Genomic DNA, 26,759 nt, shown 5'->3' on the forward strand with positions numbered 1-26,759 from the left:
CTTTTCCAATTTATAACTAACAATTTACAATTCACCATTATCGACATAATCCTGCAAATAACTAAATCGCTCCGTCAATTTTCCGTTTTCGGTAATTTTTGCGCGTTTTAGGATTCCGTCTTTATCACCGTTGAAGAAAGCTGGAATGACGTGTTCCATAAATTGTTCTCCAAAACCTTCGCTCGCATCTTTCGGAATTTCACAAGGCAAATTATCAACAGCCATCACTGCAACCGCAGCAGGATGGAAAAAATCTACTTCTCTATCTTCTAAAGGAAAATAACCATATAAAGGTTCTGCAATTGTTGACGAACGAACTGTACAAGCAATTGGTCCATTTACATCGCATGAAATATCAGCTACAACTTTCAATTTACAGTCGCTTGCGTTCAGCATTTCTTTAGTCAAAATCATTGGCGCATTATTAGCATGAAAATGTCCTGCAAAATAAATATCAGACACTTTTGTAAATCTCTCAAAATCTGATTCGTATTCTTCTGGATGCGTAACAAAATCTACAAAATCCAAAACTTGTCCATCTTTTCTTTTGTTGTATTCTAAAACGTCTAATTGTACATAAACCGTTTGTGCATATTTTTTAGTCAAGTAATTATCAACGGTAATTTCTTTTACTTTAATTGCATCCAGAATTTCTTTTGCTCCGCTCCCAACCTTTCCAGTCCCGGTAACAACAAATTTTAGAGCTGGCATTGTGATGCGCTTTAAATGCTTAATCAAATCCTCTTTCCCTGAAAGTGTTTCCGCTTTTGGAAGCTTGAACAATTCAAATTTAATTCCGAAAGCTCTGATTCCATTGTAAACGCCAACCATACCGGCGTATTTTCCAAAACCAATCAAACGATGATCGTGCTCATTTACAATCGTTTCATGATCGTACAAGTCAATTTTTTTTTCTAAAATAGCCTGAAGCAGTTTTCGGTTATGAGGCTGTTTTTTTATGGTATGTGAAAAAAAGAAATAGGCTTTATTTGGAATTAAATTTTCTACAGGAACTTCTTTTACTCCAAATAAGACGTCACAATCAGAAATATCATCTGTTACGGTTATACCCATACTTTTATATTGAAGATCTGAAAAAATCCTTATATCTGAACTCTCTACTTCCACTACAGCATCGTGATACTGTTGTTTTAATTTTGCTAATGCATCTGGAGCAAATACTACACGTCGATCTGGTGGGTTTTTTCTTTCTTTTATAATTCCAAATTTCATTTAAATAAGTTTAAAGCATTTAATAATATAACTTTTTACATCGTATTTGTTTCAAATATAACAAATTTCGTTAAAGTTTTGTTCAAAAATTACAATTTAGAATATTTAAAAACCGTTGAACACTGAATAACAATCGACTAACTATTTTTTTAGTTAAAATTATGTTAACAAAGCCTTTTCAAGTCGCTAAAATTTCAAAAACATAAATATTGAATTCTATATATTTGTTTTTCAAGAATGATGAAAATGAGTTTCCTTAAAATGACAAAGATACCACAAATACTTTTCCTAATCTTAGTTTTAAGTTCATGTGGCAATGATAAAAAGACTAGTATTGATCCAGCTTCAGTAGTTGAAGATACAATGCCAAAGATGAAGCCTTTAGGCCCAGAAAAAAGACTTTCACAAGCCTATATAAATTCCGTACAAGGCAGAATTAATCACTTTTATAACAAAAACTGGCCAAATAATAGTATGAATGGAAGTTTCTTGGTAGCAAGAAACGGACAAATTATTTTTGAACGATACAACGGTTACGCCAATAAAAATGAAGGCACAAAAATCACTGCCGACACTCCAGTGCAAATTGCCTCTGTGAGCAAAGTTTTGACGGCAACTGCGGTTTTAAAATTAGTTAATGCCGGAAAACTTGATTTAGACCAAAAAGTCAATACGATTTTAAAAACCTTTCCATACGAAGATTGTACGGTTCGAATGCTTTTAAGCCATCGTACCGGAATGCGCAATTATGCTTATTTTACTGATCATGATAAATCGGTTTGGGACAGACACAATCAGTTGACGAATAAAGACATTTTAAATCTTTTGGCAACAAAGGATATTGGTCTTGAAGCAAAAACCGGAACTCGTTTTGGTTATTGCAATACCAATTATGCAATGCTGGCGCTTATTATCGAAAAAATCACGGGTTTAAAATATAAAGAAGCAATGTCTGAAATGATTTTCAAACCCCTTGGAATGACGCATACGTATGTTTTTGATGATGACAAAGACAGAAAAAAAATTGTTCCTTCATATAAAGGAAATGGTGCAGAAATTGGTTTCGATTATTTGGATAATGTTTACGGAGACAAAAATGTTTTTTCAACTGTACGCGATCTTTTAAAATTTGACAGAGCAAGACAATCTCCTGACTTTTTAAAACCTGCTTTATTAAAACAAGTTTATACAGGTTACAGCAACGAACGCAAAGGAACCAAAAACTATGGTTTAGGAATCAGAATGATTAATTGGGAAACCGGTCAGAATTTTTATTTCCACAACGGTTGGTGGCACGGCAATACCTCATCTTACATTACTTTAATGAAGGAAAATGTAACGATTATTGCACTTTCAAATAAAATGACCAGAAACACTTATGCGGTTCGTAAACTAGCACCTATTTTTGGCGATTATCCATTTAATTTTAAGAACGAAGAGTAAAACTATATAGTCATAAAGTCGAAAGTCAAAAGTCGTAAAGTCTTTTAACAGTTGACCATGTTGACTTTATTTCTTTAATATACTAATTGCGGGAAAATAAAAAGACGCAAAAGAAAGAAAACATGTGACTTGAAAAACTTTACAGTTTTCGATTTTCTACTTTCGACTTTTGACTTTCGACTTTTGACTTTCGACTTTTTTAAAATTTTTAGTAGAAAGTAATTTCAAATAGTATAAATTTGCAGACTTATTTTTGGGGTCGACTGGTTTTGACAGCAAGTCGAATTGAACAGTAAGCACGTCGAGCATTGAGACCTTGCTCGTAAATATAAGATCTCAAACTTTTACACGGCGAAAATAATTACGCTTTAGCTGCTTAATCCGAATCATAGTACGATTGCGCCACGTCTCTACAAGGTAGGGAAGCTGGATTCTCCTGGAAAGCCTTGGTTTGTGGCGTTCCGTTCAGGGGAACCGTAAAAATAAACCTAGATTTCTATGAGCTTCGGGTAGATTTCGAAAATTAAGAAGATAAGTGTTGGGTGGTTGTTTCTGGCCTAGCTCAACATCGAAAATCCAATCAGGAAATAAGCGTGTAGAAAGCTCTTTAGTTGCTTGTTTGGACCCGGGTTCGATTCCCGGCGACTCCACAAAAAAGCCTGTAAACTCTTTGTTTACAGGCTTTTTTCTTTTGTTTGACAGTTAAGTGTTAATGAATTTAAATTTATCATACTGGAAACAAACTTTTGATCATTTCTTTTTAGCTAGAATGTAAATCAGATTAATAGCTAACTAACCTCTTTAAATTGAAATTGACAGTCTCAATATAATCATGCTTACACTAAAAATAATAGTAATTATTTGAGGTTATGCGATGAGAGATCACTTATGATATAACAACTATTCCCCCAATTCTAACTGATTTTTTACGAGTTCATAGTATTTCCTTTTTTGAGCAATTAGTTGCTCATGTGTCCCAGTCTCCGCTATTTCCCCTTTATCAAGTACAATTATTTGATCAGCATTTTTCACAGTGGAAAGACGGTGCGCTATAATGAGAACTGTTTTTCCTTTGAAATGATCAAGAATATTCTTCATTAATATTTTTTCATTTTTGGCATCAAGAGAACTTGTAGCTTCGTCAAAAAATATGTAGTCTGGATTTTTATAGATAGCACGGGCAACTAATATTCGTTGCTTTTGACCTGTACTTAATTCAATCCCAGAATCCCCGATTTTAGTATATTCCTTTAATGGCAAATTCTGAACAAATTCATTCGCTAATGATAAATTTAATGCTGAATTTAGTTTATTACTATCTGCATCTGTATCGGACATTGTAACATTATTGATTACAGTATCTGAAAAAATAAAACCACCTTGTAGCACTACCCCACAATGTTTTCTCCATACTTCAGGATTTAATGATGATATATCATTGCAACCAATATAAATAGAACCAAAGTTTGGGTCGTATAGTTTGAGTAATAGCTTGAGTAATGTTGATTTGCCACTACCACTTGCTCCAACGATTGCAGTAGTTTTACCAAACTCTAACTTGGTTGATATATTTTGTAATACTTGAGTTTTTGTGTTACCAAAATAAGAGAATGCAACATTAACAAGAGTAATATCATCTCTAAATTCATTTATGATATTTTTACTGTCAAAGTTATTTTTATTAAAATTTTCTATTTCTGTATTAATTACATTTGAATCATTTAATCTATCAAGACTCAACCTCGCTTCTTGTGAGGAAAGCAAGAAATCCAAAAGATTTTCAATTGGCGAATTCATTTGAGCTATTATAAAAATAATGCTCATTAGTTCTCCAATGCTCAATTCTCCTTTTACTACTGCATATCCTCCTAAAAGTGAAATCAAAATATTTTTTGTTTGAGAAAAAAATAGACTTCCCATTAATTGCAATTGGGATGTTTTTAGGATTTTAATATTAGTTCGGTATAATTTTTCTTGCAACAAATTCCACTTATTAATTCGAAAAACGTTACTATCAAATATTTTGACATCTAATACCCCTCCGATTGATTCAATGAGTGATGTTTGGCTTTCCGCTAATAATTCAAATCTAATGTAGTCAAGATTTTTTTTTCGTTTTAAAAATGAAATGATCCAAATAATAGCAATTATTGAACCGATACTAAATACTCCTAAAATGGTTAAATGTAGATGACCTAATATAAATATATATATTATTAATGAAAGAGCTGAAAGCAAAGAAGAAAAATAACCTGATGTAAGAAATGATTCTATTTTATCGTGATCTGCTATTCTCTGAGTGATATCTCCTACTTTTCGCGAATCAAAAAATGATGCTGGTAATTTCATCAATCGTGAAATATATTCAGACAATAAACTCCGTATTATTTTGGAATTTAGAAATAGTAGTTGCCATCCTCGAAGAATTTTTGCAAATAAACTTAAAAGAATTATTCCAAATTGTGAAAGGATAACCAGATTGATTATATGCATATTTTTAGGAATTATTCCTGTGTCAAATAATTTCTGGGTCAAAAAAGGAAAAAATAAGGCAACTATAGCCTCAAGTATTATGCAAAAAACAATAATGCTAATTTTTACTTTTTCTTCCTTGATGTATTTATATAAGTTTATTAAACTGTTATTATTTGCATGCCTTTTTTGTGTTTGCCTGTAAAAATTCGAGTACGGCTGTAAAATTAGTCCATAGCCTTTCTGCTCAATATTATTCGTCCAATTTGATACAAACTTTGAATAGGATACACTTACTAATCCTTTGGCTGGATCAGCAATTTTCACCCCTTTCGTTGCTATATTTGTTAATTTTTGAGGAGGAATTACAACAAAATGATTCTGATTCCAATGTAATATGCAAGGCAAAGGAATTATCCCATCTTGAAGTTGTGCTAATTCCATTTTTACAACTTTAGAATTAAGACATAAGCTTTGTGCAATTTTTTTTAAGGATAAGAAATTTACCCCTAATTTATCTTTATTGGCAATTTGTTGCAGCTGATTTAATGAAATAAATCTACCATAATAATTACAAATCATTTGTAAACATGCTAACCCGCAATCACTTGAATCAAACTGCCTAAATACTTTAAATTTATTTTTAAATTTTAAAAATAGGGTGCTCATACTTAGATATTAAAAAAACATTAATAGAAAAACAACTGATCATAGTCTATTTAATTCATCTGTATTACTCCCTTTTTTATTTTTTTCACTCTGCACTGTAATTTTTCCGAATGTATAGAACACACCAAGACGAATTGTTCTAAGGTCAAAATTTTGAATAAAATTAGTGTGCATGTTTTCAAAATCGGTTTGAGTCTTAGATATTTTACCATTTGTAATATCAAGAAAATTTAAACTTAAGGAAACTCTGTTTTTTAATACTAACTTAGATAGTAAGACATCAATGTTATATGTCCTATCTAAGTTATAAAGCCCTTTGAACGTGGGTGAAAGATAATTTAAAGAAATCTCACAGCTTAGATTATTTAATTTTTGAATTTTAAAAGAATTTACTAATTGGATTTGGTAAGAAGTTAATTGCTTTTTTAATCGTGTGTTATAAACATTACTGTTGATTGAATGATTGAAAATACTGTTAGATGTAGCAATATTCCAAAACTTAGTTATTCTCTTATTGTAATAAAAGGATAGACCTAAAGTTTTGTCGTTATCCATATTAAGTTTATTGTAAATAAAAGTTTGATTAGTAACATCCAGTTTTGGAATTTGAATAAATAAATCCGACGTGAATACACCAAATAACATGACTGAAAATGCTTTTTTAATACTGGTGCTGATTTCTAAATTATGAGAAAATGAAGGCATTAACAACGGATTTCCTTCTGCATAAATGTATGGATTGGTATAGAATCTAAATGGATTTAAATCAGAAAAAGTAGGTCTATTAATTCTATAACTATATGAAGCTTTATATACGAAGTCATTTTGGGGAATTGAAAAAGAAAATGATGGAAAAATTTTAAAATATTGGTTCTCGATTTTCAAATTTTTCTCTTCTCCTTTATATCTAAAAGACTCACTTCGCAATCCTAATTGAAACTCAATACCAGAATTAAAAGTACACCAATAGTTCGAATAAACAGCAACGTTAGATTCTTTATAGATAAAAATATTACTTCTTATAGTATCTAATATTCCACTTGAAGCCTCACTTTCATAATTTATATAACGTACATCATTATTCGTTTCGATTGTACTTAACTTGGTTCCGAACGAAAATGAGGATTGAGTTGATAGCTTCATTATATAATCTAACTTGCCCGAAATTATATTAATTTTTCTTGGAGTGAAACTTGCAAAATCATTGCTATTATATATTATGAAACTGTGCCCATCTATAAAGTTTGTTTTCGTTCTTGTGTCTTGTCGTTCTTGAAAATATGTATGATCAATGTCAAAAGAAAGTTCATCATTACGTTTCCCAATTAGTTTTTTTGCAAAAGCATTTACATTATGTGTTTGATTAGTTGTTAAAACTTGATTGGTAGTATGCATAGAGAAGTCAATAGAATTGTTGTATTTTGAAATATCCGAGTGGCTATTAAGCAGCATGTCATCGTAAAAAAGACTGCCTGTAGTTGATATTCCTGCACTAAACTTTGGTGTAAATGAATACTCATAAAGTAAGCTGTAATTATTGTCACTTTTCAATCTCGTTCTGTCCATTTTTTGTTTCCAAAATATGTTGTTATCTGAGAATCGATAATTATTCTCTAATAACTCGTCTCTATAATATTTTCCAGTAGAGCTATTTAGATTAACCTGCAAATATGAAGCTTTGCTTCGATATGTTATATCTCCAAAAAAACCGAATTTTGATAAACGTGTTTGGTCAAAGTTGACTTTCAATGTATATATAGCACCTAGAGATTTCTCTTTTTTCAAATTAATATTTATGATACCTACATTACCCTCAGCATCGAATTTGGAAGATGGTGTTGTTATGACTTCAACGTCTTCAATATTACTTACAGGAATTGATTTTAAATAAGATATTAATTGTTCGCTACTTAGTTTATAAGGTTTTCCATTGATTTGGATTTGAGCTCCGGAAATTCCTCTTATGCTAATTTCTCCTAATGAGTTCATAACAGTAAATGGTATTCTATTTAATAGTTCGTCAGCTGTTAAGCTTTCTAAGTTAGAATTACCTTGTGGGCTAAATATGATTCTATCTAATTTTCTTTTTATTGTTGATCGTTCTCCTATTACAGTAACACTATTAAGTTCTTCAGTTTTAATCAAGGCTAAAATACTTCCAATATTCAAATAACCATTATTATCTACTTTAATGAGTTTAGGAAAATCGAAAACGTTGTTTTCTGTTTCTGCAAATATTTTATACAACCCTTGTGTGGTTATTTTTATAGAAAAGTTGCCAAGAGAATCGGAAATACCATAATACTTAACAGAAGTATCATATGTATTGCTCGCGACAACTGTAACCACATATATCATTGTGCTTTCAGATTTCAATTGTCCAGTTATTTGAAAATCTACTTTGCCTTGGCAATATGAAATATTGATATTTACTATCAGTGATATTAGGAAATACAAAATACCTCTTTTCATATCTTCTTATACTATAAATAATATTTGCTTAAATAAGTCTGTTTTTAAATTGTCATCTTTTGTTGATTGACAACAATAAACTGCCAAAAATTATGTCTACTCAAAAAACTATTTAAATAAAATGTAAATCTATCTATTAGTGTTACGCTTAAAGCCAGAATGTACTATCCTAATATTAATGCTCTCAAAAGAAAACGGGAAGGTTTTAGAATATAATAAATTGTTGTTTCGGCGATAATTTGGATAATACTTTTTCTTGTTTTGATTTTCCTAATATTTGGTAGAGAAAGTAATAAGATATAATTAATCAACTGTCCTTTATGAAAAGTATTATAGTTGAAGTGTTTTTATAATCAATGTTTTTTTTATTTAATAACTAATTCTAGATAAATTGGTAACTGAAAACAAACTTCATTATAGTTTGTTTTTAATTTATAAGAATAAACATTTCCTACATTTTCATCCTCAATTTTTTTTTCATCAACTATTCTCCACCAATTTGATTTAAACTGCTCCGAAGTGAATGGCAATTCGGACATTGCATTATTTATCTTTTTATATAAGGATTCAAGGTTTATAGGTAAATAGTGTATTTTGATACCAGAGGTATTACCTTCAATATGACTTATGGGAATTTCATCTATACAATTATAACGGGAGCAATATAAGAGTGCGAGTTCTCTCAGAGCTGGATTATATTTACCTACAGAAAGTACATCAACTCCGATATCTTGTATCTCTTGAGCAAAGGCTGGCGTTTCTTCCATTGTTAAGCCCTCTTTAACATCAAATTCATAGTATATTGCTAAATCTTCATCTTTCTTGACTTTGGGTAACACTTCCATTTTGTCCCAAGCTGCATCTTTAACCAACATAAAGTTTGATACAGCAATTGCAGTCCCAACATTCTGCAATGAAGATTTATTCTTTTGGAGAAAGTCAATAATATTCATGGCTTCTTCTTTTGTTTCTGTAGGATAACCAACCATAAAATTCAATGAATTTGTGATACCATAATTCGATGACCATTGCAGTAAATCTTCAGCATATTTTAAGTCTGTGAACTTATTCATCTTAACTTGAATCCTATCTGTAACACTATCTAACCCCCATATAAGCCTTTTACAACCTCCATCTTTTAATTTTTTAAAAGTTTCTTTTTTCCATGCTGTGTGTAATCTTCCAAAAATCATCCAATAGATTTCTACTTTCATCTCTTTTAAACAAACAGATAATTCTTCCCCAAATTTTGGGACAAGATCCTCATCAACGAAATAGAAATGCTTCGTATTATACTTTTCTGACAAAACTTTTAAATGATTGGCAGCAGATGAAGCATCTCCATATCTATAATCTCCATATGTTTTATAGTGATTGCAGTAAAAACATTTTGCATAACTACAACCAATAGTTAATTCAAATGGTAATAATCTTACAGGTGCCAAATAGTCATCAAGAGGAAGATCTGAAAAGTCAGGGCACAAATCTGAAAATTTATCAGGTGCTCTATATGTTCTCTTTTCTTTAATATCAAGAAGGTCACAGAATTTTGAGGCATTAGCATATGGATAATACTCATCAAATATTTGAGAAAGTACAGCATGCTCAGGCAGTTCATTTTTCAAACGTGTTATCATTCCACCTCCAGCAACCATTAACCCTCTCCATTTTTTTCTTAAATATTTTGCTAAAGTAAATCCTGGAATCAATTGCTCATCCATAGAAAAAGTAATTGCAATCGCATCGGGTTTAAAGACCTCCAATTCAGATTGAATCCAGTTAGGAAATAATTTTATAAATGGATTCTCCCTTTCATCTTCGCAAGCTTGCAAAAGTTCATTGCTATTACTAACTCCATATCTCATTCTAAATCTTGACACTCCAATGTCCGTAAAACCATAATTACTTGAAAAAAGTTCCAATGCTTCTTCAAAAATTTTTAAAGCAAATTTGTAATTTCCAAAATCGTAGAATTTTTGCCCGTTGAATATTTCTAATGCAAGATCGATGTTATCAATTATATATTGCGAACGAATCAAAGCAGAAGATTTTCGCGCAAATAATATAAGTTCTTCTTGGGAAAAATCTGCTTTTTGTTTAAAAAGTTCTATGTCCTTTTCAATTTTTTTTTGTGAATCACTCAGCGTTACTTTGTTTAATACATGCAAATAAAACTTCAAATTCAAATCAATAATTTTACAATTATGTCCACGTCTAACGAGTTCTTGCTTTACTAATGGTAAAGCAAGGTGTGGCATGAACGAACGAACTTGTGGCGGGTAAATTAGTAATATGTTCATAAAATTTCATTTTTGAATAAATTAAAAAGCCAACTGTCTCCAAATAATTCATCGTAAACAGTGTGATTTGCTTTGTGTAGTTTTTCTAATTCTGATTTGTATTTATTAGTAAAGTCAATAGCACTTACATTGTTATCTTGTGTAGATTCTAAATAATTCAACCAAGACAAAATATAACATTCAGCTTTACATAATGTCTTTTCAATGATATGACTTGTAATTTCAAATGATGAACGAGTGCCTACAAAATGTTCCGTATTATCATCTCTATATATTGGATTTTCTTTTATTAGATCGCTGTCTTGAATAGCTTTAAATAGATTTTTAGGTAATTGATTTGGTGTTTTATATCCAAGGATGACACTAAAAGTTTTTGCATCTAATTTCAAATTCAAATTCATGGAAAGGACTGGAATGTTTTTTTTTTTTGGAAATGCCAAACATGCAACTATGTTTGAAGTATATTTAAAAGAACCTTGAAGAACAAACCAATTAAAATTGGCTTTATGAGATTCCCATTTGTAAAAATTATAAGCTACTGGAAAATATTTATTCTCAAAATTGACCAATTTTCCGTCGTTTATATAACGTTTTAGAGTAAACTCCAATTCTTCTAATCTTTTTGTTAGCCTCTGTTCATATAATGATATAGAACTTTTGATAAAACTATCAGCTAATTGTTGTATCGTTTCTATATTTTCTTTTGCATCCATACCATACTAATCTCCTGTCCTTTAATTATGCCAATATTTTGAAAAAAACCACACTCAACAAACCCCTTTTTTTTATGAAATTCAATGCTTGATTTATTTAAAGAAGATATATTAACTATTATATCTCTGAATCCTTTTTCTTTTAATTCTGCAAAAAGCTGATTTAAAATTTTAGTTCCTATTCCTTTTCCTAAATAAGCAGGATTTAAAAAATATGTCAATTTTATTGTCCTACTAAAAATGTTTTCTACTCGAAAAGGATAAGCAATACCAAAACCTATAATCATCTCATCTTTCAAAGCAATGTACCCCGCATATTTTATTCCCTCGTTAGTTAATTTAATGGCCTCACTATCTTTCATTAAATCATCAGAAAAAGTAAAGGGTGTTTTTAGTACGTAATAATTGTATATTCTCTGAATGTCTTTGTAATCCGAAGATTTAATTTTTACAATTTTCATAAAAAACTACCTCAATTAAAAAAACTATTTATCCATATCTCCAGGTTGTTGACCTAAAAATCCCCTATTATCAATTGTTGTTGAAGAAACCTTGGTCGTTCCACTACCTCCAATTAATAATTCTGCCTCCGCTTCTTCGATTTCTGAAAAGCTAAAAAATCCAGAATCTGTATTTATTCCGTTTGGTTCCAATATACCAACATGAGAAGTTCCATTTTTTATTGACAATTCTGCTTCTTTGTTGAATATTGCACTTGTGTGAATTCCTAAATCAGGAACACTAATTTTGCCATTACTAATCTTGGCGTTGAATGTTGCTTTATCCATTTTCCTAATATTTTAATTGATTTAAAAATGTTTATTTTTTTGTTATATTAATTTGAGGTAGTTTCTATTTTAAATTTATGTTGTAAAATGACAACAAATACTCATTAGTTTATCTCTTTGTTAATGTATCATTAGTTTTCTATATAATAAAAAAAATAAGATAAATCCTATACAAAATTAAAGAGTTAAAGAGAAAAAAAATTACCTTTTTGCGACAGTTTTGTTGACAATTTCCGACAGTTGTTACAAAATAATGTGACTATATTGTTTTCGAATTGTTGTGGGAGTATACTGCAGTATAGTTTTTATGTATCTATTAAATGTACTTACTTCTTCAAATCCCAATTCGTCTGCTATTTGATAAAAAGGAGTTAGCTTTTTACTGATAATAATAAAAACAGCTTTTAATAGCAAATGGTAACGGATAATAGCAATGGGACTAACCGAATACACCGTATTGCATACTCTTTGTAGTGTTTTATCTGTAATATCAAGCTCGTTAGACAAACTTTGTAGTGTTAGTTTGTGAGAAATTTTAGTTTTATATAGGATTTGCAAAAACTTTTCCCCAATTTTAATGTATTGCAACGATGGATGACTCTTATTATTTATATGAAACACCAATTCGGAGAGAAATCTCTTCGATTCAGTTTTTGATTTCAGTTCCGTAAATGATAAATCGCATTTTATTGATTTATCATTTTTGTAATATAAGCTGAAAAGAATTGATTTTTCAATATCGTTAATCAGACAAGTTGGTATTAAGATACAATAAAATTGTTTTATTGTGTTAGGCAAATAAAGTAAGTGTTTCGCTGGGATGTAATACAATTTGTCAATTGTTATCTTGTAAGTTGCAAAATCTATATATATAGATTCACTTTGGTTATTATCAAAAAACAGTAATCTGTGCTCATTAGTTACAGAGCCTCCGATATAATCTGTAGGACTAGTCAATAGGGTAGTTTCAGTTATTTCTTGGTGGTTGTGTTTGCTAAGTTTTTGGAATATTTCAATCATATATTTCTATTATACAGTTAATTATACCAGATTTTTTTATGATTTTTAATTGATTATTTATATCATTCCTTTTAGAAAAAAGAAAAAGATAATTATTTCCTTCTCCTTTTTTGAAAAGATCATTATACTCATTCAGATTTTAATGATACATTCCTCATGTATCTATCACGAATCTATTAGAATATCTAAGATTTAACTTGTAAACAAATTCTTTGAGTTATTTAGAGTTGTATTTTTTTGTTTTATCTTATAATAATCCCCTATAAATTTATGTACAAATTAATTGCGAATATTTGAGCTCGCGTTAAAGTCTTTTTTGTGGCTGGTTTACTAGACTTTTAGATTATTAAGATCTCTGCTGGTTAATATATCAAAATATGATGCACTTTGATCCGTACAAGCAATACCATATTCTGCAATTAATTTTTTTACTGTTTTATTAATCGCTTGGTCTACAAAACCTTACAAAACTTTTACTTTAGAATGCCGGAAAAATTTTGAATTCTCTCCTGTTTCAATATTTTTAAATGGGTATATTCTGATATTAATACATTATGTTTCCCAACCGTGAGCTATTCCATATATTATTTTTTTGTTTAAGGAAAAGCAACAATTAAAAATTCTTTACATTTTTTAATTATTACGTAATAATAAGAAATTACTTTATAAAAAAATACATTTTCATAATTTTAACATAATTTTACCTAGTAATAAATCACTAGTAACTATTTTAAATAAAGTAGATTTGGTTTATAATCTATTTTCTGCAATTAATTTATCAAGAAAAATTTCATAAAATTATAGACGCGAAAAGTTAAAAGTACCCGAATTTAAAATTGAGTTCAGGAACCTGATAAAATTAATTCAAGCGATTTTATTCTAACGCAAATGCATCACATTAAACCCCGTGCTAATTAATTACATGAATCTAAATCTTTGAAGTTATTTATTAAAATAAATTAATTAAAATAAAAACGGTCACAAAAACAAAGAAATACCACAAATCAAAAAAAGCCTGATAAAAATTCAACATTTTCATCAGGCTTTTTACTTACTTTTAAAAATTTTCTCATCAATATTTCCACACCAAAACATCAGCCGTTTTTATAGACTGAGTTCCAAAGATAATTTTCGAGCCTTTTGGCAAATTGAAATTATAAGGCTTATCAGAATAGTTAACTGCTATTCCGAAACCATCGCGATAATCGACCATTACTCCTTCTGGATAATCTTCTATAGGTGCGTTTTGCTGTTTGTATAATTTTCTGATTACTTGTTTTTCTAAGTCGCCATTTTTCGAATCTGTACCAACATATGTCACGGTTCCTTTTCCCAATTTATGTGAAATGACAGATGCCGTACCTGCATAAAAATCACCTTGATAAGTTGCCCAGATTTCTGTTTCTTTATCTGGTTTTAGTAAATCGCCCCAACTTGTCCACGCAAACTCTTGATTTTCAAATTTAATAGCACCAGGAGAATGAGGCATTAATAAATCATAGGATTCTATTTGAGATCCTATCAAACTCCAAATCGGCTCATAAAATTTTGCTTCCCAAAGATGTCCTTGACGATTTTGGATTCCAGATCGGCAACTCATGATTAAATTCCCACCATTTTTTGCGTACAAGGTTAATTTATCAATCAATTTTTGATCGATCATTTGATAAGCCGGCACGATCAAGAAAGGATATCTTGAAAAATCTGTTGTGTCTCTGACAAAATCAACTGGCGCACCAATTGACTTTGAAGCTTTATAATATTTTAAAAAGTGATTAATCGTATTCCATTCTTTGGTCTGTTTGTTCAATTCGATCCCCATCACATTATCCGGATTAAATAAAATTCCTGTTTTGCGTTTTAGATAGTAGTCTGGTAATTCTGCCTTTGCGTTATAGTTTTTTCGAAGTGTTTCTATTTCTTTTATAAATTGGCTGAATTCCAGTCCGCCCGGTGTTGGCGTTACGCCATCTGTACCAACGATACCATAGTGATACTGCTCATAACCATACAAAGGAGCACGGAAACGATACGTACATTCGAATTTACTGCCTCCTGCAAAAACATGCCAAAGCCACATTCGAACACTGCCCGGCAAAGGTTGCGGATTAATGCTTCCCCAGTTTACTTGCCCCGGTTGTAATTCCATACAACCATACATTCCTTTAAGCGGTCTGAAAAAATCATTAGCCATTCCGATAGCGGCGTAATCTCCCAAACGATATCCATTTTTCCCTATCCCTAAACTTCCGCCATAAACCATATAACGAGTGTAGCAATCAAAATCAAATTCTTTGCTCATACCAATAAAACTCTCATCATAAGCAGGTCTGTAGTTAGAAGTAATCCACTGATCCTTGCTTACATATTTGCGAATGACTGCCGCTTGAGAATCCAGAAAAGTAGCAGTTTCCTCATCAGCAAATCTGTAATGATCCAATTGCGAATGCAAATTCATTCCCCATTCTTTATGCAAGGGAATATTTATTTCACTGAAATCAGAATAAATACCACTCCAAAAACTATTGCCCCAAGCTTTATTAAGAGTATCGATATTCTGATATTTTTCCTTTAGCCAATTGCGGTAACGTTGTTGTGCATCTGCTCCATAATCCAGAAAACGTGCTGGTTCATTATCTATTTGCCAACCAATGATATTTTTGTTATTTCCATATTTTTTTGCCAATTGCTCGACCATTTTTAAAGAATAACTTCTATAGTAATTGCTCGAAAATGAGGCGTGTTGTCTAGAACCGTGATCACTTTTGGTCCCATCCTCATACGTAACGAGTACATCAGGATGCTTGCGCACCAGCCACACGGGAGGCGTTGCTGTAGAAGTGCACATGACAATTTTTAGTTTGTATTTTGCTGCAATTGCTACTGCTTTATCAAGCCATTTAAAATCATAAACTCCTTCTTGTGGTTCCAACTGTGCCCAAGCAAATTCTGCAAAATGAGTGAACTCAAAGCCCATTTCTGCAATTTTTTTCAAATCTCGATCCCATTGGCTTTCATCCCAATGCTCGGGATAATAATAAACTCCTACAGTAGTCAGATCTTTTTTGGGAAAGTACTTTTCAAACTTTTGAGCATTTGTCCCAACACAAACCATTGCAATCAAAAAAGTTAGCACGGACTTTTTGAATTTTCTTCTAATAAGCTTCATTTTTTATTTTACAGATTTATTGCTAATTAAATTAAAGTGTTAAATATACACTTTAATTTAAACGTAAAACAGTTATAAATTTCTATCTTTTCAAAATCTTTGTTTCAAAACTCAAAAGACATAAATAAGCTTAGGCTGTTTTCAATTTTAAAATTATCTTTACGAATATGTACACACAAGGACTTCTTTCACCACCACGATTTTAATATATCTCTGATTTAACGGAGCATACTTTCGGCGCGCTTGCCGAATGATTTTCTATGCTTATTTGATAATATTAAAATCAGCCACTTTTGGCACAAAAAATTCATGAAAAATTCTTATTTCTTATTGCATCTAGCCGTTTTTCTGGCTGGATTCACTGGTGTATTTGGCAAACTGATAACACTCAATGAAGGTTTGTTGACATTCTACCGAGTTCTCTTTTCGGCAATGATTTTATTTATCCTCACCCGAATTTTAAAAATTGGAAGCGATACCACAAATTCCGAAAAAAAATCAATTGGCAAAGTTGGAATATTGATTACCGTTCACTGGGTATTTTTCTATGCCAGCATTAAATATTCAAATATTTCTATTGGCGTAATTTGTTACTGTTTGACTAGCTTTTTTACAGCGATTTTTAAGCCTTTAATTGATAAAACGAATTTCAAATTTACCGAATTAGTGCTGAGCACTTTGACTTTGGCAGGAATCAGTCTAATATTTCACTTTGATGCTTCTTATCAATTGGGAATTATTCTTGGCGTGATTTCTTCGGCTTTTGCAGCGCTTTATACCATTTATAATGAGCGTTTGTTTCAGTTTTACGACAGCAGGCTTATCAATTATTACCAAATGGTTTCGGGCTCAATTTTCCTTCTTGTTTTATTGCCAGCTTATTTATACTTTTTTCCGGTAGAAACTATTTTTCCTAATTTAAGCAATACGATTTATCTCATTTTGCTGGCATTATTTTGCACCGTAGGGCTTTATGTTTTATTTGCCGAAGTATTAAAAAAGATTCCGGCTTTTACCGTAAATCTAACTTTTAACTTAGAACCCATTTATGCTATTGTGATTGCTTTTCTTTTTTTCAATGAAAGCAAATCAGTAAACGCTTCTTTTTATATCGGAATACTTTTTATTATAAGTTCTGTTGCATTGCAATCGTATGCATCTTCAAAAGCAAATTCTAAATAACTAAGATTTATAAATTTGAAAAGCCTGAAAATACTAGATTTTCAGGCTTTTCACTTTCAAAATATATAATTTCAATTGCTACATTTGAAATTCATCGGCGTGTAAAAATTTATTTTACATCAAACCAAAGTTTCGTTGTCAGCAAATCTTTGCCTTGATTGGCAACCGCAGCTTTATAACTGTCTCCGTTTAAAGATTGTTCTGTTCCTGGGTAAAAGAAACGAGAAGGAATTTGACCATCTAGAACTGTTGCTGGACCCGCTTTCAGAACAGGATAATCCAATCTTCTCCATTCTGTAAAAGCATCAAGGCCTTGTCCGTAGAAAGCGATCCATTTTTGTGTACCAATTGATTTAGCATAATTTGTAGCATCGTATTTTACACTTGCCTGATTCAAATAATTCGAAATCGCAGCTACATCCGTAATTCCAAATTGCGTGAACGAAGCCGTAATAGCGTTTTTATAATACTGTTCAGCATCTCCAGAAATATAGCCACGCGCCACAGCCTCAGCAAGATTAAACAACGTTTCTGAATAAGAAGCAATTACCGCTGGTGACGTTGAGGTTAAAAAGTATGTTCCCGGTTTTGATGTTTTGGCAAAACCTTGGCTGTTGGCATCACTGTTCGATAATCCGTTGGCTCCTCCAACATATTTGCCTACGCTAGCATCTGATGGCAATTGCGCATAAACTGGCAAACGCGGATCTAACAATTCATATAATTTATCCACCATTGTTTTTGAAATTCGGAAATCATCACGAGTTTCAAACCAAGCCGAAGCCGGATTTTGTTGAGGTGAACTGATGTAAGTAAATTTGAAAGTATCGGCATTACTGCTAATTAATCCGCCTGCATCGCTTGTGGCATCAATCGCTGCTTGTTTTGCTAAAGCTGGTTCTCTATCAGAAATTCTTAATGCAATTCGTAAGCGAAGCGAATTCACAAATTTTTTCCATTTTGCAATATCGCCTTTGTACACCAAGTCTCCTGTTACAGCACCGTTTGCAGCACTTAACTGAGACTGTGCCTGTTTTAAATCTTCAAGTAATCCGACATAAACTTCTTTTTGTGTATTATATGCTGGTGTTACTTTTAAACCTGCTTCTTTATACGGAATATTTCCATAAGCGTCTGTCAGCAATAAAAATGTCCAAGAACGCAATGTCAATGCAATTCCTTTATAATTTGAATTGGCCTGGTCTGCTGGAAAATTGATAATCGTATTCAAATCTGTTATCAATGTCGCGTACCCAGTATTCCATAAAGAAGTGAATGACGTATTTGAAACATCATATCGATCCGGCTCTGTATATTGGATTTTCGCCCAATGTTGTACAAATAATAACGACGAGTTAAAGTTATTTCCATCTCCCCAATACAAATCGGCTCCCTGTTTCAAAGATCCTGTTAATAAATAAGGTGCTAATGGCGTTTCGGTTGCATTTGGATTTTTATTGATATCATCCAAAGTATCATCATTGCAAGAACCCAGCGTCAATGCAAATAGTGTAATATATAATAGTTTTTTCAGCATGATTCCGAGTTTTTAAAATTTAAGATTAACGTTAAGGCTAAAATTTCTGGTTGTTGGCAAGGCTAAACTTTCTAGTCCTTGTGCATTTCCAGTATTGAAAGCTGTTTCAGGATCAATATTTGGCACATCTTTGTAAATAAACAATAAGTTACGGCCCGCAGCAGTAATGCTTGCTCCATCTAATCCTAGTTTCTTAGCTATTTTTTTGTCAACATTATAAGTCAATCTAACTTCTCTAAGTTTTACATAAGTCGAACTGTAGATATAAGCTTCGCTGATATTGTATGATGCTTTATAATATTCCTGCGCACTGATTACTTTATTGTTTGGCGTTCCATCTGCAAATACACCACCGAAAATCATTCCGTCATCATAAACTGTAACATTGCTTGGAGCAGCTCCGCCAGTTACCAATGTTTTTGGGTTAGAAGTATTGTTTCCTGGATAATAATAGCTCAATCCGCCATTTTCAGCACCACGGCCCGGAAGCGTCTGTGCTAAAACTCCTGTGTAGTTTCCGGTTCTGTTTGTTCCAGAGAAAAGCTCTCCTCCTACGCTTGCATCAACAAGAACCGAAAGTTCAAGATTTTTGTATGTAAATGTGTTCGTAGCGCCTGCCAAATAATCTGGAGTATAATGTCCTAAAACTCTTTTTGTCGGATCTGCTTTTGGCAATCCGTTTGCTCCTACTACGATATTTCCGTTTGCATCGCGCTCATAAGCTGTTCCGTAAAGTGCACCATAAGCTTGCCCAACTGATGCCAAAACATCAACACCTCCTGATGAACCAATAGTATAGTTTTGGATTTTTTGATCGTAATCCAAAATTTCAACTTTGCTTGTATTCTTAGAATAATTTACGCCAATGTTCCATTTGAAATCTTTCGTTTGAATTGGAGTTCCGTCCAACTGAATTTCAACACCGTGATTGTTTATTTTTCCGGCATTGATTAATTGCGAATTATAGCCACTTGAAGCTGTTGTTTTGATTTCTAAAATCTGGTCAAAACTGTTCGTGTTATAATAAGCTGCATCAAAACGCAATCTGTTTTTCCAGAAAGCAGCTTCTAAACCAACTTCGCTTGAACGTGTTGTTTCTGGCTTCAAATTCTCATTCAATTTTTTCTGAGAAGAAGTCTGAATCGGATTTCCATCAAACGCCGTTTGGAAATTGTAAACTGTCGATAATTGGTACGGATCTGCGTCATTTCCTACTTCAGACCAACCTCCACGTACTTTTAAGAAATCAAGTGTATTGCTTTTGATTTTCAAAGCATCGGTCAACACAACGCTACCATTAATCGAAGGATAGAAATAAGAACGATTATTGCTTGGCAATGTTGATGACCAGTCGTTACGAGCGGTAACATTCAAAAACGCATAATTTCTGAAACCCAATTGCGCCGAAGCATAAGCACTATAAACTCTTAAACGAGAATACGAATTTGATGAAGTCAACGGATCACGTGAATTCGTCAACGTGTATAAATCTGGTACGGCCAAACGTGGCGCTTTTTGATAATTGTTTGCATCACTATGGTTACGCACGTTGAATCCCGCAAGCGCATCCAAACTAAAATCGTCGTTCAAGTTTTTTGTATATTGAAAAATACCTTCTGTATTTCTTTCATTTACTGTGTAAGCATCTTCAGCATACGATCCGAAAGGTGTTCCGTTTGTGCCATACTTAATCGTATATTTTCTTCTATCATTATAATAGTCAGTTCCTGTACGGAATCTAAAATTAAGTCCGTCTATAATTTTTGCATCTAAATGAATATCTCCAATTAAACGATTACGTTGCTGACTTGTAGTGTTGTAATACGCATTCCAATATGGATTGCTGTAATAGCTGTTGTTCCAGTTTCTTGTCCAATCATTTTGAAGATCATTGATGTCAACTTGACGTCCGAACCAAAGAAACTGCAACATCACACCTGCAGCACGTCCGCCTGAAGGTCCACCTGGAAGTTGTGGCGCATCAGTAACGATATAATTGGCATTCACACCAACTTTTACGTTTTTAGAAATTTGGTAATTTGTATTAATAGTAAAATTTGTTTTGTTTATTTCACTATTTGGTACAGTTCCCAATTGTTTTTGATTGTTCACTCCCAAACGAAAATCTGATTTTTCGTCTGATTTGGCTACCGAAACACTATTGTCATAAGTAAGCCCTGTATTGAAGAAATCTTTTACGTTATTAGGATGCGCTACAAAAGGCACAGCAACTCCATTTGAATAAAATTGCGGAATTAAGCGCCCGTCTAATCTTGGTCCCCAGCTTTCATCAACTCCATCGTTGACACCGCCACCTTTACCATCTACATAGCTGAATTTTCCATTTGAACCTTGTCCGTATGAATTTTGGAAAGCAGGCAAAGTGCTCACTTGAGAAATCGTAATTCCAGAATTCACGCTAATACCTAATCCTTTTTGACCTTTTCCAGATTTTGTCGTGATCAAAACAACACCATGAGCCGCACGCGATCCATAAAGTGCCGCCGCGTTTGGTCCTTTCAATACAGTTAATGTTTCAATATCCTGTGGATTCAAATCGGCAATTGCATTTCTGAAATCACGAGTTGCTCCACCAAAATTTAGTTGAGAATTATCAACAGGAACTCCATCAACAACAAATAACGGTTGGTTGTTTCCCGCGATAGAAGTTTCTCCACGAATAATAATACGCGAAGATCCCATGTCTCCTTGTGAATTCGTAATACGAACCCCCGCTAATTTACCTGTAAGGCTGTTTAAGAAATTCGTTTCTTTTGTATTCACCAGTTCCTTTCCCTTAAGCGATTGAGTCGTATATCCTAACGATTTCTTTTCTTTTGTAATTCCAAGCGCTGTAACAACAACTTCTGACAATGCATTTTGTTCTTGTTCAAGAGCTATGACAACTGCATTTTTCTGAACAATAACTTCGGTTTTTTTATACCCTAAATAGCTTATTATTAATGTATATGGGAATTTTTGTCCAGTTTGGAAAAAAAACTTTCCATCTAAATCAGTTACCACTCCGTGCGTTGTTCCTTTAATATTGACCGAAGCCCCAATAACAGGCTCTTTTGTAACTGCATCAACTACTGTTCCTTCAAGTTTTGACTGGATTAACGGTTTCGTCTCTTGTGCCTTAACCCCTATGGAAATCAAGAAAATACACAACAGAATATATCTATTTAATTTTTTTTTCATTACTTTGTTTTAGTTTAATAAAAAGGTCAGCCGAAAACAGATTTATTCTATTTTCGCTTTCCTTCTAGAGATGACAATTTCTTTAAGCTTCACCATTTCTGCTGCAACAGAAATGGTTTTTTCTTTTTTATCTGCAACACATTCGTTTTTTCATTTTTCTTTTTTTTTATTTTGGGTTATTATTATTTTATTGGTCCATACAATAGTATTCCCCCTGCAATTGAGGTTTTTTGCTATAAAATTTAATAAATCAAGTATTGAAGAATTTTAGCAGAGACATCTCCTAAAACATAAACCGTCAAAAAGTTCTTGCTCGCTCAGAAATACATCTGACAGTTTTTAATCTTTATTTTAAATTCTACTAATTTGATAGAACAAAGGTAAATTTAAAAATAGTAACTCAAAAACTTTATGCGCTTTTTTTGCAAAAAAAATGTTAACTAAAATTTTTTAGCAATTTTAAATCGTTAAAAACTAATCAGTTAAAATAAAAATAAATTTTAGCGTGATATGAGAAATTTCTGAAAACAGCCTATCAAGGTCGAATTTACTGTATCGTTTTCGTTTAAAATAAATGTATTTAAAACACAAAAAAGTATCACAATAAACCCCAAAAGTGGACTATTTTACACCTCCTTTTTCATCATTTTTCTCTAACTTAGCGGTCTGTATTTTAAAACGTACGATTTAAAACAAACTTTGTTTTTCTGCAAACCACTGAACAAAAAAGCATTACTGTTTTTTCATTTATTTTTTTGCAGCAAACATTCTTCTAATAATTTAGTTAATTGAAAACTATGAACAAATTTGATTTTGGAATTGTAGGATTAGGTGTAATGGGCCGAAACTTACTTTTAAATATTGCCAGTCATAATTTTGCGGCTGCAGGTTTAGATTTAGACACAGAAAAAGTCAATTCCCTTCAGCAAGAAGCCGATGCAAACCACACAATTGAAGCCACTACAGATGTTAAGCATTTTGTAGAGCTTATCCAACAGCCAAGAGCGATTATGTTATTGGTTCCTGCAGGAAAACCTGTTGACAGTGCAATCGCTAGCTTGCTTCCTCATTTAGATAAAGGCGACATCATTATTGACGGAGGAAATACTTATTTCACTGATACGGACAGACGATTTTTAGAATTATCTGAAAAAGGAATCCATTTCTTCGGGATGGGAATTTCTGGCGGTGAAAAAGGCGCGCGTTTCGGTCCTGCTATGATGCCTGGAGGAGATCAAAAAGCGTATGAAAGACTTCGCCCTATTTTTGAAGCAATTGCAGCAAAAGTTGACGGAGAACCTTGTGTGGAATATTTAGGAAACGGTTCTGCTGGAAACTATGTAAAAATGGTTCATAACGGAATTGAATACGGAATCATGCAGTTGATTTCTGAAGTTTATGACCTTATGAAAAGAGGTTATAATATTGATGATGAAACCATTCAGAAAACTTTTGCAGAATGGAATCAAACTGATGATTTAAGATCTTATTTAATTGAAATTACCGGAAATATCTTAAAACAAAAAGACGAAGACGGAACGCAATTAATCAACAAAATCTCAGATTGGGCACGATCTAAAGGCACAGGAAAATGGACTTCTCAAAACGCAATGGATTTGCAAGTTCCAGTGCCAACAATCGATGCGGCGGTTAACATGCGCGATATGTCTAAAACCAAACCGGAAAGAATTGAAGCAGCTAAAAAATTAGTTTGGAACCCAAGCGAAACAAATGTTTCTCAAAGTGAAGCAATCGCCGCTTTAAAATCGGCTATGTATTTTTCTATCGTGGTGACTTACGCACAAGGTTTAGCGCAACTTCACACCGCTTCTAAAGAATATAATTACGGATTAAATCTGGAAACTGTTGCTAAAATCTGGCGTGGTGGCTGTATCATTCGTGCGACAATTTTAGAAGATTTCAGAAAAGCATATGTTACAAAAGCAGATTTGTCAAACTTACTTTTAGATAGCGGAATCGCTTCAAAACTAACAGAAAACCAAGCAGGAATGAGAGCGGTTATTCAGTTTGCAGTTCAAAAAGGATTGCCAGTTTCAGGATTAATGAACTCGTTGGCTTATTTTGATGCTTATCGTTCGGCAAATCTTCCAACAAATTTAATTCAGGCACAGCGTGATTATTTTGGAGCGCATACTTATGAACGTATAGATAAAGAAGGCGTTTTCCACACACAATGGGCTGAATAAGCAACTTAAAGCAACACAACTACACACAATGACTAAAAATAAACTAAAGAATCCAACAATCATTGTCATTTTTGGAGGAACCGGAGATTTGGCAAAGAGAAAGCTCTTTCCCGCATTTCAAAATCTGTACCTTGACGGACGCATGTCTGAAAAGTTTCAGATTATTGCTCTTGGAAGAGCAGAAAAAACCAATGAAGATTTTCGCGCTTATGTAGCAGAAAATCTGGCTCTTTTTTCAAGAAAAAAAGGAATTGATGATCCAGAAACCGAAAAATTTCTTTCGCACATCACCTACCACAGTCTTGATATTGACAAAGAAGAATCTTATATTGGATTAAATGAAAAAATCGAAGGTTTTGATACCGCTTTTGGCGAACGCGCCAATCGTCTTTTCTATCTTTCAATTACACCTTCTTTCATTTCAACGATTTCAAGCAGTATCAAAAAAATCGGACTTGCAGCAAATCCGAAACAAGATCGTATTATTATCGAAAAACCTTTTGGTTACGATAAAACTTCTGCAATTGCACTAAATGAAATGCTTTCGCAGACTTTCAAAGAAGAGCAGATTTACAGAATCGATCACTATTTAGGAAAAGAAACCGTTCAGAATATCTTGGCTTTCCGTTTCGGAAATTCGATGTTTGAACCTTTATGGAGCCGTAACTTTATTGATTTTGTCCAAATTACCGTTGCAGAAGAAGTCGGCGTTGAAGAACGAGGCGGATTCTACGAAGGAGTTGGAGCATTAAAAGATATGATTCAGAATCACTTGCTTCAAATTTTATGTATGACGGCTATGGAAGCGCCTGCGTCATTGAATGCAGATGACATTCGTAACCGAAAAGCCGATGTTTTGAAATCAATTCGTCGCATCAAACCAGAAGAAGTGGATCATTATATTGTAAGAGGTCAATATGATGCTGGAGAAATAAAAGGAGTTCCAGTTCCGGGTTATCGCCAAGACAAAGGCATTGCACCAGATTCTAATACTGAGACTTATGTGGCAATGAAAATTTATTTGGACAACTGGAGATGGCAAGGAATTCCGTTTTATTTGCGTTCAGGAAAAAGAATGGAAGAAAAACAATCTTCAATCATTATTCAGTTTAAACCAGTGCCACATTCTTCATTTTCTTATGGAAAAGAAGGAATGACTCCAAACCGATTGATTATCAACATTCAGCCTGCAATGGATATTAAACTGCAGTTTATGACCAAAAAACCAGGTTTATCAATGGCTCTGCGTCCAGCTGAAATGGTTTTTGATTATTTTGCTTGCTCTACAATGTCTCCAGAAGCTTATGAAACCTTATTGGCAGATGCTTTAGCGGGCGACCCTACCCTTTTCATGCGCTGGGATCAGGTGGAAGAAGCTTGGGATGCAATTGATACAATTCAGCAAGTTTGGAAAACAACCGCTCCTAAAAATTTCCCAAATTACAAAGCAGGAAGCTGGGGACCAGAAGAAGCTGATGAGTTATTAGCGCGTCAAGGCCACAAATGGATCCCGAATACACAAACAAAAGAAGAAGTTTTAAATGATACAGATTTACAATAACACAGAAGAAATCAATATTGCAGCTGCAGATCTTTTTGTAGCTTCTGCTCAAAAAGCAATTGCGGCAAAAGGAAAATTTACTGCTGTTCTTACTGGAGGCTCTTCTCCTGCAGGAATCTATAAATTATTAGCTTCTGATGCTTATAAAAATAAAATCGACTGGAGCAAAGTTTATATTTTTTGGGGCGATGAAAGATGGGTTCCATTAAACGATGATTTGAGCAATGCTAAAATGTCGTATGCAACTTTATTAAGCCACGTTCCAATTCCGCAAGAGAACATTTTTGAAATGTACAAAGATGGCATAACTCCTGAAGAATACGCTGCAACTTACGAGCAATCTGTAAGAGCAGTTTTAGGCGAAGAAGGAAAATTTGACCTGATTTTATTGGGCATGGGAGATGACGGACATACTGCGTCTCTTTTCCCGGGCGAAGCTGTTTTAGAAGAGCAAACTAAATGGGTTGATGCTTATTATTTAGCACCGCAGAAAATGTATCGAATCACGCTTACAGCTCCTTTAATCAACAAAGCAGAAAAAATTGTGGTTGTGGCTTTTGGCGAGAAAAAAACACACGCTTTGAAAGAAGTTACAACTGGCGAATACAATCCAACTTTATATCCAATGCAATTGATTAAACCAATTTCTGGTGAATTATTGTTTTTGGTGGATAAAGCTGCAGCTGGAACAAATTAATTTTGATTTAAAATAATTTATTAAATCGCAATCATCTAAAAATGGGTGATTGCGATTTTTTTTTGTATTTTATTGATTTTCACTAAAAAAACATA

At 32.8% G+C, this 26,759-nt stretch carries 16 protein-coding genes and 1 other RNA gene; 6 read left to right on the forward strand and 11 right to left on the reverse strand.

Features of this window, described 5'->3' with window-relative positions; genetic code table 11:
• Positions 1–24: 24 nt before the first annotated feature.
• Complete coding sequence (locus tag SCB73_RS00435) at positions 25–1,233, reverse strand: NAD(P)-dependent oxidoreductase (protein WP_320568234.1); 1,209 nt, start codon at positions 1,231–1,233, stop codon at positions 25–27.
• 240 nt (positions 1,234–1,473) lie between these two features.
• On the opposite strand from SCB73_RS00435, the gene SCB73_RS00440 reads away from it, so the two are divergent.
• On the forward strand, positions 1,474–2,676 hold the full coding sequence (locus tag SCB73_RS00440) for a serine hydrolase domain-containing protein (RefSeq protein ID WP_320570110.1): 1,203 nt from the start codon (positions 1,474–1,476) through the stop codon (positions 2,674–2,676).
• Positions 2,677–2,931: 255 nt separating this feature from the next.
• Positions 2,932–3,329, forward strand: a transfer-messenger RNA (tmRNA) gene (ssrA, locus tag SCB73_RS00445).
• 247 nt (positions 3,330–3,576) lie between these two features.
• On the opposite strand, the gene SCB73_RS00450 is transcribed toward ssrA, so the two are convergent.
• The 8 genes from SCB73_RS00450 to SCB73_RS00485 all read right to left on the reverse strand — a co-directional run bounded on the left by SCB73_RS00450 (position 3,577) and on the right by SCB73_RS00485 (position 16,279).
• The gene (locus SCB73_RS00450) at positions 3,577–5,817 is read right to left on the reverse strand and encodes a peptidase domain-containing ABC transporter (RefSeq protein WP_320568235.1); all 2,241 of its coding nucleotides are present in this window, start codon (positions 5,815–5,817) and stop codon (positions 3,577–3,579) included.
• A 39-nt stretch (positions 5,818–5,856) separates the two neighbouring features.
• A complete protein-coding gene (locus tag SCB73_RS00455; RefSeq protein WP_320568236.1) occupies positions 5,857–8,289 on the reverse strand; it encodes an outer membrane beta-barrel family protein in 2,433 nt (810 codons plus the stop codon).
• Positions 8,290–8,654: 365 nt separating this feature from the next.
• Positions 8,655–10,589, reverse strand: coding sequence for a B12-binding domain-containing radical SAM protein (locus tag SCB73_RS00460; protein ID WP_320568237.1), 1,935 nt, complete (start codon positions 10,587–10,589; stop codon positions 8,655–8,657).
• Entirely contained in the window at positions 10,586–11,302 is a 717-nt protein-coding gene (locus SCB73_RS00465; RefSeq protein WP_320568238.1) for a hypothetical protein, read from the reverse strand. The genes SCB73_RS00460 and SCB73_RS00465 overlap by 4 nt, the downstream gene beginning before the upstream one ends.
• On the reverse strand, positions 11,281–11,763 hold the full coding sequence (locus SCB73_RS00470) for a GNAT family N-acetyltransferase (protein ID WP_320568239.1): 483 nt from the start codon (positions 11,761–11,763) through the stop codon (positions 11,281–11,283). Before SCB73_RS00470 ends, SCB73_RS00465 begins: the two co-directional genes overlap by 22 nt.
• Before the next feature lie 24 nt (positions 11,764–11,787).
• The gene (locus tag SCB73_RS00475; RefSeq protein ID WP_308069052.1) at positions 11,788–12,090 is read right to left on the reverse strand and encodes a hypothetical protein; all 303 of its coding nucleotides are present in this window, start codon (positions 12,088–12,090) and stop codon (positions 11,788–11,790) included.
• A gap of 243 nt (positions 12,091–12,333) precedes the next feature.
• Positions 12,334–13,110, reverse strand: a complete 777-nt coding sequence (locus SCB73_RS00480; RefSeq protein WP_320568240.1) for a helix-turn-helix domain-containing protein — start codon at positions 13,108–13,110, stop codon at positions 12,334–12,336.
• 1,072 nt (positions 13,111–14,182) lie between these two features.
• Entirely contained in the window at positions 14,183–16,279 is a 2,097-nt protein-coding gene (locus SCB73_RS00485) for a beta-galactosidase (RefSeq protein WP_320568241.1), read from the reverse strand.
• A gap of 309 nt (positions 16,280–16,588) precedes the next feature.
• Here SCB73_RS00485 and SCB73_RS00490 point away from each other — a divergent pair, with 309 nt between their 5' ends.
• Positions 16,589–17,461: a DMT family transporter gene (locus SCB73_RS00490; RefSeq protein WP_320568242.1), complete on the forward strand. Its 873-nt coding sequence runs from the start codon at positions 16,589–16,591 to the stop codon at positions 17,459–17,461.
• Positions 17,462–17,570: 109 nt separating this feature from the next.
• Here SCB73_RS00490 and SCB73_RS00495 read toward each other — a convergent pair whose 3' ends face one another.
• On the reverse strand, positions 17,571–18,998 hold the full coding sequence (locus tag SCB73_RS00495; protein WP_320568243.1) for a SusD/RagB family nutrient-binding outer membrane lipoprotein: 1,428 nt from the start codon (positions 18,996–18,998) through the stop codon (positions 17,571–17,573).
• Positions 18,999–19,010: 12 nt separating this feature from the next.
• Positions 19,011–22,199: a SusC/RagA family TonB-linked outer membrane protein gene (locus SCB73_RS00500; RefSeq protein WP_320568244.1), complete on the reverse strand. Its 3,189-nt coding sequence runs from the start codon at positions 22,197–22,199 to the stop codon at positions 19,011–19,013.
• Positions 22,200–22,996: 797 nt separating this feature from the next.
• On the opposite strand from SCB73_RS00500, the gene gndA reads away from it, so the two are divergent.
• Genes gndA through pgl form a run of 3 tightly spaced genes read left to right on the forward strand, consistent with a single transcriptional unit; the run spans position 22,997 to position 26,664 of the window.
• Entirely contained in the window at positions 22,997–24,406 is a 1,410-nt protein-coding gene (gene gndA, locus SCB73_RS00505; protein WP_320568245.1) for an NADP-dependent phosphogluconate dehydrogenase, read from the forward strand.
• A 28-nt stretch (positions 24,407–24,434) separates the two neighbouring features.
• On the forward strand, positions 24,435–25,967 hold the full coding sequence (zwf, locus tag SCB73_RS00510) for a glucose-6-phosphate dehydrogenase (RefSeq protein WP_320568246.1): 1,533 nt from the start codon (positions 24,435–24,437) through the stop codon (positions 25,965–25,967).
• Positions 25,948–26,664, forward strand: a complete 717-nt coding sequence (gene pgl / locus SCB73_RS00515; RefSeq protein WP_320568247.1) for a 6-phosphogluconolactonase — start codon at positions 25,948–25,950, stop codon at positions 26,662–26,664. The genes zwf and pgl overlap by 20 nt, the downstream gene beginning before the upstream one ends.
• The last annotated feature ends 95 nt before the right edge of the window (positions 26,665–26,759 follow it).

The sequence above is a fragment of the Flavobacterium sp. KACC 22761 genome, from assembly GCF_034058155.1.
Classification (GTDB): Bacteria; Bacteroidota; Bacteroidia; order Flavobacteriales; family Flavobacteriaceae; genus Flavobacterium.

Excerpts from the sequence above, each read along its gene's own strand:
- SCB73_RS00435 (WP_320568234.1), bottom strand. The coding sequence starts at position 1,233 with ATGAAATTTGGAATTATAAAAGAAAGAAAAAACCCACCAGATCGACGT.
- SCB73_RS00440 (WP_320570110.1), top strand. The coding sequence starts at position 1,474 with ATGAAAATGAGTTTCCTTAAAATGACAAAGATACCACAAATACTTTTC.
- SCB73_RS00450 (WP_320568235.1), bottom strand. The coding sequence starts at position 5,817 with ATGAGCACCCTATTTTTAAAATTTAAAAATAAATTTAAAGTATTTAGG.
- SCB73_RS00455 (WP_320568236.1), bottom strand. The coding sequence starts at position 8,289 with ATGAAAAGAGGTATTTTGTATTTCCTAATATCACTGATAGTAAATATC.
- SCB73_RS00460 (WP_320568237.1), bottom strand. The coding sequence starts at position 10,589 with ATGAACATATTACTAATTTACCCGCCACAAGTTCGTTCGTTCATGCCA.
- SCB73_RS00465 (WP_320568238.1), bottom strand. The coding sequence starts at position 11,302 with ATGGATGCAAAAGAAAATATAGAAACGATACAACAATTAGCTGATAGT.
- SCB73_RS00470 (WP_320568239.1), bottom strand. The coding sequence starts at position 11,763 with ATGAAAATTGTAAAAATTAAATCTTCGGATTACAAAGACATTCAGAGA.
- SCB73_RS00475 (WP_308069052.1), bottom strand. The coding sequence starts at position 12,090 with ATGGATAAAGCAACATTCAACGCCAAGATTAGTAATGGCAAAATTAGT.
- SCB73_RS00480 (WP_320568240.1), bottom strand. The coding sequence starts at position 13,110 with ATGATTGAAATATTCCAAAAACTTAGCAAACACAACCACCAAGAAATA.
- SCB73_RS00485 (WP_320568241.1), bottom strand. The coding sequence starts at position 16,279 with ATGAAGCTTATTAGAAGAAAATTCAAAAAGTCCGTGCTAACTTTTTTG.
- SCB73_RS00490 (WP_320568242.1), top strand. The coding sequence starts at position 16,589 with ATGAAAAATTCTTATTTCTTATTGCATCTAGCCGTTTTTCTGGCTGGA.
- SCB73_RS00495 (WP_320568243.1), bottom strand. The coding sequence starts at position 18,998 with ATGCTGAAAAAACTATTATATATTACACTATTTGCATTGACGCTGGGT.
- SCB73_RS00500 (WP_320568244.1), bottom strand. The coding sequence starts at position 22,199 with ATGAAAAAAAAATTAAATAGATATATTCTGTTGTGTATTTTCTTGATT.
- gndA (WP_320568245.1), top strand. The coding sequence starts at position 22,997 with ATGAACAAATTTGATTTTGGAATTGTAGGATTAGGTGTAATGGGCCGA.
- zwf (WP_320568246.1), top strand. The coding sequence starts at position 24,435 with ATGACTAAAAATAAACTAAAGAATCCAACAATCATTGTCATTTTTGGA.
- pgl (WP_320568247.1), top strand. The coding sequence starts at position 25,948 with ATGATACAGATTTACAATAACACAGAAGAAATCAATATTGCAGCTGCA.